The sequence below is a fragment of the Methyloceanibacter sp. genome, from assembly GCF_049590335.1.
Lineage (GTDB): Bacteria > Pseudomonadota > Alphaproteobacteria > Rhizobiales > Methyloligellaceae > Methyloceanibacter.
Genome location: NZ_JBAWCQ010000158.1, coordinates 1 through 9,585, shown reverse-complemented (window position 1 = coordinate 9,585; position 9,585 = coordinate 1). Strand labels below are relative to the sequence as shown.

Genomic DNA, 9,585 nt, shown 5'->3' with positions numbered 1-9,585 from the left:
TGGTGGCGGCACTCAACATCATTTCGGGCCTGAAGATGCTTGTGAAGGACAAGGCACGCGACATCGCGATTCTAAGAACCATGGGAGCGACGCGCGGCTCCGTGATGCGAATCTTCCTCATTGCCGGCGCCACGATCGGCGTCACCGGAACCTTGGCAGGCCTCGTCCTCGGCGTCTTGGTATGCTTCAACATCGATCACATCCGCTGGTTCATGTCCTGGCTGACGGATACCGAGCTTTTTCCCGCCGAACTTTACTATCTGTCCGAATTGCCGGCGAAAATGGATGTGGGAGAGACGGTTTCGGTGGTGATCATGGCGCTGACCCTCTCCGTTCTGGCGTCGGTGTACCCGGCTTGGCGGGCTTCCCGGCTCGATCCGGTCGAAGCGCTGCGCTACGAGTAGGGGGCACATTGGACGTGACCCAAAGAACACCGGCGCTGCGGCTTGAGGACCTCGAGCGGGGCTTCACCCAAGGCGACCGCCGCATCGATGTGCTGACGAAAGCGTGCGCTACCTTCTATCCGGGCGAGACAGTCGCGCTGCTCGGTCCCTCGGGCGCAGGCAAATCCACGTTGCTACACATTGCGGGTCTGCTTGAGAAACCGGACGCGGGCCGCGTGCTCATCAACGACGCCGACTGTGGCACCATGAACGACAACGAACGGACCCGTCTACGGCGGATGGAGGTGGGTTTCGTCTACCAGTTCCACCACCTCCTGCCGGAGTTCTCCGCCCTTGAAAACGTGATGCTGCCTCAGCTCGTGCTCGGCCTTACCAAGGACGAGGCCACGGCCCGGGCTAAAGCTCTCTTGGATCCTCTGGGCCTGGCGGAGCGTTGGGACCATCGCCCCACAGAGCTGTCTGGAGGGGAGCAACAACGCGTCGCGATCGCGCGCGCGGTCGCGAACCAGCCCAAGGTTCTGCTCGCCGACGAGCCCACGGGCAATCTCGATCCGCACACCGCCGAAAAGGTCTTCGACGAGCTGATGCGGCTCGTACGCGAAGAGGGCGTCGCAGCCGTGATCGCCACGCACAATCTCGATCTGGCCGCCCGTATGAACCGGGTCCTGCGCCTGACCGATGGATTGCTTGTGGAGGAAGAGGTCGCCGTCGTGGAAGGAGCCAGCTGACCGGCTTGCTAAACGCGCCGTAGGCTCCACAATTCCGTCGGACAGCCTGGTGAGTCTCTGACCACCTCACTGACGGAAGAAAATGAGCGAAAACCAGCCCTTCGTGCACTTGCGCGTGCATTCCGCCTACTCCCTGTTGGAGGGCGCGCTCAAGATTCCGAAGCTGGTCGAGCTGGCGAAGGCCGACGCGGCACCGGCCCTGGCGCTCACCGATTCCAACAATCTCTTCGGGGCGCTCGAGTTCTCCGAGGCCGTGTCTGGCGCCGGGATCCAGCCGATCATCGGCTGCACGCTGAACTTGACATTTGAAAAGCCCGGCAAGACAAGCGTTGCGGCGGAGCCGCAAAGTCCCACGCCAGACGGGCGCCTGGCGCTGCTCGCCAAGAACGAAACTGGCTACGGCAACCTGATGGAACTGACGAGCCGCGCCTATTTCACCGCGGCCGAGGTCGGGGATGCCCTCGTCACGATTGACGAGCTGGCGGCCCATTCAGACGGGCTGATCGCCCTCAGCGGCGGACCGGAAGGCCTCGTGGATACTGTTCTCGCCGAGGGTAACGCCGAACTCGCTAAAAGCCGCGTCGAGGCACTCCAAAAGATCTTCGGAGATCGCTTCTATATCGAGCTCCAACGCCATGGTTTGGCGCATGAAAAAGTGGTGGAACCCCAGCTTGTTCACCTGGCGTATGATCACGCGATCCCGCTTGTGGCCACCAACGAACCCTACTTTGCCACGTCCGACGATTTCGAGGCCCATGACGCGCTGATCTGCATCGCGCAGGGCAGCTACGTGGCCGTGGACGAGCGCCGGCGCCTCAGCCCCGAACACTATTTCAAGTCCGCCGAAGAGATGCGGGCCCTATTCGCGGACCTGCCCGAGGCTATCGAGAATACGGCAGAGATCGCCCAGCGCTGCGCCTACCGGCCGAAAACCCGAAGCCCGATTTTGCCGGCCTTCCTGTCGGGTGGTGCGGTGAGCGACGAGCTTGCCGAAACCGAAGCCGCGGAGCTGAAACGGTTGGCCGAGGAGGGGCTTGCGGCCCGTCTGGCACAGCACGGTACGGCACCGGACCACGACGCGGCGGCTTATCACGAACGGTTAGCGTTTGAGCTCGAGATCATCACCCGCATGAACTATCAGGGCTACTTCTTGATCGTTTCGGACTTCATCAAATGGACGAAGGAGCAGGGGATTCCTGTGGGTCCCGGCCGCGGTTCGGGCGCGGGCTCGCTCGTTGCCTACGCCTTGACGATTACGGACCTCGATCCCATCCGATTCGGGCTGCTGTTCGAGCGCTTCTTGAACCCGGAACGCGTGTCCATGCCCGACTTCGATATCGATTTCTGCCAGGACCGCCGCGACGAGGTCATCACCTATGTACGCGACCGCTACGGCGCGGACCGGGTGGCGCAGATCATCACCTTCGGTAAGCTGCAGGCCCGCGCGGTGCTGCGCGACGTCGGCCGAGTGCTGCAAATGCCTTATGGCCAGGTGGACCGGCTCTGCAAACTCGTCCCCATGAATCCTGCGAACCCGGTCAAGCTGCCGCAGGCCATTGCCGGCGAACCGCGCCTGCAAGAGGAACGCGACAAGGATCCGATCGTCGCGAAGCTACTGGATATCGGACAGCGTCTCGAAGGGCTCTACCGGCACGCCTCGACCCATGCCGCAGGCGTCGTCATCGCCGACCGGGCCTTGACCGAGCTCGTCCCGCTCTACCGGGACGCGCGTGCCCAGCTTCCGGCCACCCAGTTCAATATGAAATGGGCCGAGGCGGCGGGGCTCGTGAAGTTCGATTTTCTAGGTCTCAAGACGCTCACGGTCATCGACACGGCGCAGAAGCTTATCGCGCAGGCCAGAACCGAGATCGATCCGTCGAAGATCCCGCTCGACGATACGAGAACCTTCGCGCTCATCCAGCGCGCCGAGACCGTCGGCGTGTTCCAGCTTGAAAGCCAGGGCATGCGCGACGCCTTGCGCAAGCTCAAGCCCGACCGGTTCGAAGACATCATCGCCATGGTCGCGCTGTACCGGCCAGGCCCGATGGACAACATCGAGACCTTCGTGAACCGCAAGCATGGCAAGGAGGAAATCGAGACCCTCCATCCCATGATCGAACCCATCCTGGCCGAGACGTACGGCGTCATCATCTACCAGGAACAGGTGATGCAGATCGCCCAGGTCCTGTCCGGCTACTCGCTGGGCGAAGCCGACCTGCTGCGCCGGGCGATGGGCAAGAAGATCAAGGCGGAGATGGACAAACAGCGGGTTCGCTTCGTCCAGGGCGCCGTGGCCAACGGGGTCGACAAAAGCCGGGCCGAGTACATCTTCGAGCTGGTGGCGAAATTCGCGGGATACGGCTTCAACAAGTCTCACGCGGCCGCTTACGCGCTGATCGCGTACCAGACGGCCTATCTCAAGGCGAACCACCCGACAGAGTTCGTCGCAGCGTCCATGACGCTGGATACAGGCAATGCCGACAAGCTCAACGGCTTCGCCCAGGATGCGCGGCGCCTCGGTGTGCAGCTTGAGCAACCCTCGGTGAACCACTCCGATGTGAGCTTCGTGCCTCATGACAACTCAATACGCTATTCCCTTGCAGCACTTAAGAATATCGGACGCCCGGCGGTGGACTCCATTGTCGCGGAACGCACTGCGAATGGTCCCTTCAAGGACATTTCGGACTTCGCCCGGCGTCTCAACCCTCGCCACGTGAACAAGCGGGCCTTGGAGACTCTTGCCACCGCGGGCGCGTTCGACGATCTGGGAATCGACCGAGCGACGGCGCTTGAGAACGTGGACCGCATAATCCTGGCGGGAAACAGCGCCCAGGAGGCCAAGGCAGGCGGGCAGAACGATCTGTTCTTCTCTGGTGGCGGGGCCGCGCCGCCACCTATCGAGATGCGCCTCGCTCAGCCATGGGCGTCCACGGACCGGCTCTCCCGCGAATTTGACGCCGTGGGCTTTTTCCTGACGGGTCATCCGCTCGACGACTACGAGGAGGTGCTCCAATCACTTGGCGCCGAAACCTGGGCTGACTTCTCCGCAAAGGCGCAGACGCGACACGTTGTGGGCAAGCTCGCCGGTACGGTGCTCTCCGCAAGAGAGCGCAAGGGTAAGACCGGCAACCCATACGCGTTCGTCACATTCTCCGATGCAACCGGCCAGTTCGAGGCGGTCATCTTCTCAGAGGCGCTCATCGCCGGCCGGCCGCTCCTGGAACCTGGCTCGGTCGTGCTTTTGGATGTGGAGGCCGAAGCAGAGGGCGAGACGGTTCGCGTTCGCGTCCAGGGGCTGTCCTCGCTCGACAACACCGCCAAGGAGCGGTCCTCGGGCATGAAAATCACCGTGGACGATCCCCAAGTGCTCTCCCAGCTCGCCACACAAATCGGCAGCGAGGGCGGGCAGGGGACGTTCCGGATTGTCCTCTGGCTCGAGGGGAAGGTGGTGGAGTTCGATCTGCCCGGGGGGGTAGACGCGACCCCGCGCCAGCGCAGCGCCCTCAAGCTGCTGGACGGTGTCCGGGACGTCAGCGCGCTCTAAGCTCCGCCTCAAGCCCTGAGAGGCCTTGATTTCGAGGCGTTTCCAGGGTTGCCAAGCGACGGTCTGACCCCTATAAGGCGCACCATCTCACACGCGGGATTAAGCGTCACAAAGGACCTATAAAACCTTTGCGCTCGCTCCGGTGACCGGCCTTTTCGCCGGTCTCTCAATACCCCGCGGCGGAAAAACCGGAAAAAGGAGTCTGCAGTCCCATGGCACTGCCCGATCTATCTATGCGCCAACTCTTGGAAGCTGGTGTTCATTTCGGCCACCAGAAACATCGCTGGAACCCGAAAATGGCGCCGTTCATCTTCGGCTCCAGGAACAATATTCATATCATCGATCTGACCCAGACGGTGCCGCTGCTGCACCAGGCGCTGGTCGCCGTCTCTGACGTGGTCGCCAAAGGCGGACGCGTGCTCTTCGTGGGCACCAAGCGCCAGGCGACGGAGGGGATCGCCGAGGGTGCGCGCTCGTCAGCTCAGTACTTCATTAACCACCGTTGGCTCGGCGGCACGCTGACCAACTGGCGGACAATTTCCCATTCCATCAAGCGCCTCAAGGCGCTGGAGGAGCTTCTCGAGGGCGAACATCGCGGCCTCACCAAAAAGGAGCTGCTGCAGCTGACGCGCGAGAAGGATAAGCTCGAAATCTCGCTTGGCGGCATCAAGGACATGGGCGCACCACCGGACCTCATCTTCGTGATCGATACCAACAAGGAGTCGATCGCCATTGCCGAGGCCCGCAAGCTGAACATTCCGGTCGTCGCGATCGTCGATTCCAACTGTGATCCCGACGGCATCACCTATCCCATTCCGGGCAATGACGACGCCGGCCGCGCCATCACGCTTTACTGTGACCTCATCGCCCGCGCCGCCATCGACGGCATCGAGCGTGGTCAGGGTTCGGTTGGTGTGGATCTCGGCGAGGCCGAGGAACCCCTGGCCGAACCGGCCGTCAACGACGCTCCGGCAGCGGAAGCTGCCCCGGCCGAAAAAACCGAGACTGACTCCAAGGAAAACGCGTAACCAAGAACTGGACCTCGAAGGCCCGGTGCAAGTGAAGCGATCAAGTGAAGAGATAGAGGAACGAATGGCGACGATCACTGCTGCCATGGTCAAAGAGCTCCGCGACAAGACCGGCGCGGGCATGATGGATTGTAAAGCGGCTCTGAAGGAGAACGACGGCGACATGGAAGCGGCCGTCGATTGGCTTCGCGCCAAGGGCCTCTCCAAGGCCGCCAAGAAGGCCGGCCGTGTTGCCGCAGAAGGCCTGATCGGCATCGCCGAGAACGGCGCGGAAGCCGCTCTCGTCGAAGTCAATTCGGAGACCGACTTCGTCGCCCGGAACCCGAGCTTTCAGGACATGGTCAACGCCATATCCAACTCGGCGATCACGGCCAAGGGCGACATCGCGAAGCTCAGCGCCGAAGCCTACGCGGACGGCGGCAACTCGGTCGCCGAAACGCTAAAGGAGATGGTCGGCTCGATCGGCGAGAACATGACGCTGCGCCGGACCGCGCATCTGTCCGCCAACAAGGGCGTCGTGGCCACCTACATGCACAATCAGGCAGCCCCCGGTCTCGGCAAGATCGGCGTGATCGTGGCCCTGGAGTCGACAGGCGATGCGGGGGCCGTGAAGGACTTCGGCAAGCAGGTCGCCATGCATATCGCCGCGACGAACCCGCAAGCCATCGACGCCGACACCCTCGACCAAGCCCTGGTTGAGCGTGAGCGCACGGTCCTCACCGAGCAGGCCAAAGAGTCCGGCAAACCCGAAGCGGTCATCGAAAAGATGGTCGAAGGGCGCTTGCGGAAGTTCTACGAGGAAGTGGTCCTGCTCCAGCAGCCCTTCGTCCACGACCCGGACAATACGGTCGCCAAAGCCATGGAGGCTGCCGCCAAGGATGCTGGCGCGCCGATCAAGATAACCGGTTTTTACCGGTTTGCCCTGGGCGAGGGCATCGAGAAGGATGAAAGCGACTTCGCCGCCGAGGTTGCCGCAGCAGCCTCGGGCGCATAGGGTTCTGGCGGCGCCTTGAAGGCGAGGCGCCACCAGTCCACGCCTACAAGAACCCAGCCAAATTTGGCTAGGCCAGTTTTTGGGTAAATCCCGCCACATGCCGCCACCGGAGCCTTGCGTTGATGGACTCACCATCTGGAGCCGCGAAATCGCGCTACAAGCGCGTACTCGTCAAACTCTCCGGAGAAGCTCTCGCCGGCGATAAGGGCTATGGCATCGACCTCGATGTTATCGACCCGATCGCGAAGGACATCACTTCAGCCGCCGCTTTGGGTGTCGAGATTTGCGTCGTGGTCGGCGGCGGCAATATCTTCCGTGGGTTGATGGCCGCCGAAGGCGGTATTGAGCGCGCCCGCGCCGACTATATGGGCATGCTGGCAACCGTGATGAACGCGCTGGCGCTGCAAGCCGCCATTGAGCGGGCAGGGCGCACGGCACGCGTGCTGTCGGCAATCCCAATGCCGACGGTCTGCGAGCCCTATATCCGGGACAAGGCGCTTGATCATTTGGCTAAGGGCCGGGTCTTGGTGTTCGCGGGCGGCACTGGCAACCCGTTTTTTACCACCGACACGGCGGCGGCGTTGCGCGCTGCGGAGATGGAGTGCGAGGCCCTCTACAAGGCAACGCAGGTCGATGGCGTATACAGTGCCGATCCCAAGAAGGTACCGGACGCGAAGCGTTACGAGCGGTTGAGCTACGCCGATGTCCTCAAGCAGGATCTCAAGATCATGGACGGGGCGGCAATCGCCCTTGCACGAGACAATCGGATTCCGATAATTGTTTTTTCGATCAAGAACCAAGGCAGCTTGGCTCTTGAAGTGCAAGGGCAAGGGGCCTCCACAACGATCGACGGCGGTTAAGCTGTCCCACACACTTGGAAGCGCAAACAGAACGCGCCATGTCCGGCATGGAAACTTCGGATGATGGCAGGCAGGAAGGCAAGATGTCTGATTTCGACTTGGATGAAATCGAACGGCGGATGCGCGGCGCGCTGACGGCCCTCAAACACGAATTCAGCGGGCTGCGCACCGGCCGCGCCAGCGCGAGCCTCTTGGACCCCATCATGGTATCGGCCTATGGCAATCCGATGCCGCTGAACCAGGTGGCGACCGTGAACGTGCCCGAGCCCCGGATGATCACCGTGCAGGTTTGGGATAAGAGCCAGGTCGCCGCGGTCGACAAGGCCATTCGGGAATCGGATCTCGGCTTGAACCCGGTTGTCGAGGGCCAACTCCTGCGGCTTCCCATCCCAGAGCTCAATGAGGAGCGGCGGCAGGAACTGGCGAAGGTCGCGCACAAATATGCCGAACAGGGCCGGATCGCCGTGCGCAATGTGCGCCGCGACGGAATGGAGCATTTGAAGAAGGCCGAGAAGGACGGCGACATGGGCAAGGACGACCACCATGCGCTGGCCACAAAGGTTCAAAATATGACCGATACGGTCATCAAGGAAATGGACGAGGCACTCGCCACCAAGGAAGCGGAGATCATGCAGGTCTGACTTGGGCCGGCAGCGTTCGATGCTCTAATGGCTTGCTGCGGAGAGGCTGGCTGTGACGCTCGTAGTGGACAACAAATGGGGCAGCGAGAGCCACTCAGGTCCTCGCCATGTCGCCATTATCATGGACGGCAACGGCCGCTGGGCCGCCGAACGGCGGCTGCCACGTGTCGAAGGCCACCGGCGTGGCGTCGAGTCCGTTCGCCGGATTGTCGAGGCCTCGAAGGATCTCGGCGTCACCCATCTCACCCTGTTCAGCTTTTCCTCTGAGAATTGGTCGCGCCCGGTCGAAGAGATTAAAGACCTCTTTGGACTCTTGCGGCGCTTTATTCGGCGCGATCTCGCCGATCTCCATAAGAACGGCGTGCGCATTCGTATCATCGGCTCCAGCTCCGAGCTGGACAACGACATACAGCGCATGCTGGACGATGCCGTGGAGCTGACGAAGGAGAACACGTCGCTCAATCTGACGATCGCCTTCAATTACGGCTCCCGCGACGAGATCGCCCGCGCGGCCGGCAGGATCGCCGAAGCCGTGACGAAGGGCGAACTCGCGCCCGAAGACATGACGGAAGAGTGCTTCGCGTCTTATCTCGACACAGATGGGCTGCCCGATCCCGATCTGCTCATCCGCACGTCCGGAGAGCTGAGGCTGTCGAACTTTTTGCTGTGGCAGCTGGCCTATGCGGAGTTCGTATTCGTCGATACGTATTGGCCCGATTTTAACAAGGGAGATTTCGAAGTGGCCATCGCCGAGTTCCAACGTCGCAACCGGCGCTTCGGCGGCCGGACCGTGAGATCGACGGCGTGACATCGCAAACGCCTTCGAGCGACAATTCTGCAGCTCAGCTGCAGACCAAATCTTCAAACGAGCTGAGGCGCCGCATCCTCTCCGCCGTGTTCTTGGCGGCACTTGCACTCGTTGCCCTGGTCGCAAGTCCGTGGAGCTTTCTCCTTCTCGTCATCGCCTCGGCCACAATACTTTTTTGGGAATGGGGCACGGCCACCCGGGGCAATGGCGGCGACGCAACCACAATCCTTCAGGTGGCTTGCATGACGGCCGTGGTCATCTTTATGGCGGTCCATAAATTTGAACTCGCGTTGATCGTCTTCGCGGCGACAATGGTCGTGATGGTTGTCTCCGGCTATCAGAGGAAGAGCCCACGCGACGCAAAACTCGACGCAGCGGGACTGGCATACGTCGTTCTACCCGCGGCCGCGTTGATCTGGCTGCGCAGCGATCCAAACTATGGACTCACAGTCGTCTTGTTCGTTCTCGTCGTGGCGTGGACAACCGACACAGCGTCTTACATTGGTGGCCGGGCGTTCGGCGGCCCCAAATTCGCGCCGACCATCTCCCCGAAAAAGACATGGAGTGGCTTTGCCGTT

The 9,585-nt window shown here is 61.9% G+C and carries 9 protein-coding genes; all 9 read left to right on the top strand.

Translation table 11 applies throughout. The features are described from left to right. Nucleotides 1-404 (top strand): FtsX-like permease family protein (locus WBQ77_RS11785; protein ID WP_424060414.1); only part of this gene is annotated, 404 nt, incomplete at its 5' end. A gap of 8 nt (nt 405-412) precedes the next feature. Further along, nucleotides 413-1,132, top strand: a complete 720-nt coding sequence (locus tag WBQ77_RS11780; RefSeq protein ID WP_424042928.1) for an ABC transporter ATP-binding protein — start codon at nt 413-415, stop codon at nt 1,130-1,132. Nucleotides 1,133-1,214: 82 nt separating this feature from the next. Beyond that, nucleotides 1,215-4,676 carry a DNA polymerase III subunit alpha gene (gene dnaE, locus WBQ77_RS11775; RefSeq protein WP_424060412.1) on the top strand — a complete coding sequence of 1,154 codons (3,462 nt, stop codon included), beginning with the start codon at nt 1,215-1,217 and terminating at the stop codon, nt 4,674-4,676. Nucleotides 4,677-4,888: 212 nt separating this feature from the next. Further along, the gene (rpsB, locus tag WBQ77_RS11770; protein ID WP_424060410.1) at nt 4,889-5,704 is read left to right on the top strand and encodes a 30S ribosomal protein S2; all 816 of its coding nucleotides are present in this window, start codon (nt 4,889-4,891) and stop codon (nt 5,702-5,704) included. 64 nt (nt 5,705-5,768) lie between these two features. After that, nucleotides 5,769-6,698: a translation elongation factor Ts gene (gene tsf, locus WBQ77_RS11765; protein ID WP_424060408.1), complete on the top strand. Its 930-nt coding sequence runs from the start codon at nt 5,769-5,771 to the stop codon at nt 6,696-6,698. 122 nt (nt 6,699-6,820) lie between these two features. Beyond that, on the top strand, nt 6,821-7,558 hold the full coding sequence (gene pyrH / locus WBQ77_RS11760) for a UMP kinase (RefSeq protein WP_424042924.1): 738 nt from the start codon (nt 6,821-6,823) through the stop codon (nt 7,556-7,558). Nucleotides 7,559-7,641: 83 nt separating this feature from the next. Then, a complete protein-coding gene (gene frr, locus WBQ77_RS11755; protein ID WP_424042923.1) occupies nt 7,642-8,199 on the top strand; it encodes a ribosome recycling factor in 558 nt (185 codons plus the stop codon). Nucleotides 8,200-8,251: 52 nt separating this feature from the next. Beyond that, complete coding sequence (locus tag WBQ77_RS11750; protein WP_424060406.1) at nt 8,252-9,007, top strand: isoprenyl transferase; 756 nt, start codon at nt 8,252-8,254, stop codon at nt 9,005-9,007. Then, the coding region (locus tag WBQ77_RS11745) for a phosphatidate cytidylyltransferase (protein ID WP_424060404.1) at nt 9,004-9,585 on the top strand (582 nt) is incomplete at its 3' end. The genes WBQ77_RS11750 and WBQ77_RS11745, both read left to right, overlap by 4 nt.

Excerpts from the sequence above, each read along its gene's own strand:
- dnaE (WP_424060412.1), top strand. The coding sequence starts at position 1,215 with ATGAGCGAAAACCAGCCCTTCGTGCACTTGCGCGTGCATTCCGCCTAC.
- rpsB (WP_424060410.1), top strand. The coding sequence starts at position 4,889 with ATGGCACTGCCCGATCTATCTATGCGCCAACTCTTGGAAGCTGGTGTT.
- tsf (WP_424060408.1), top strand. The coding sequence starts at position 5,769 with ATGGCGACGATCACTGCTGCCATGGTCAAAGAGCTCCGCGACAAGACC.
- pyrH (WP_424042924.1), top strand. The coding sequence starts at position 6,821 with ATGGACTCACCATCTGGAGCCGCGAAATCGCGCTACAAGCGCGTACTC.
- frr (WP_424042923.1), top strand. The coding sequence starts at position 7,642 with ATGTCTGATTTCGACTTGGATGAAATCGAACGGCGGATGCGCGGCGCG.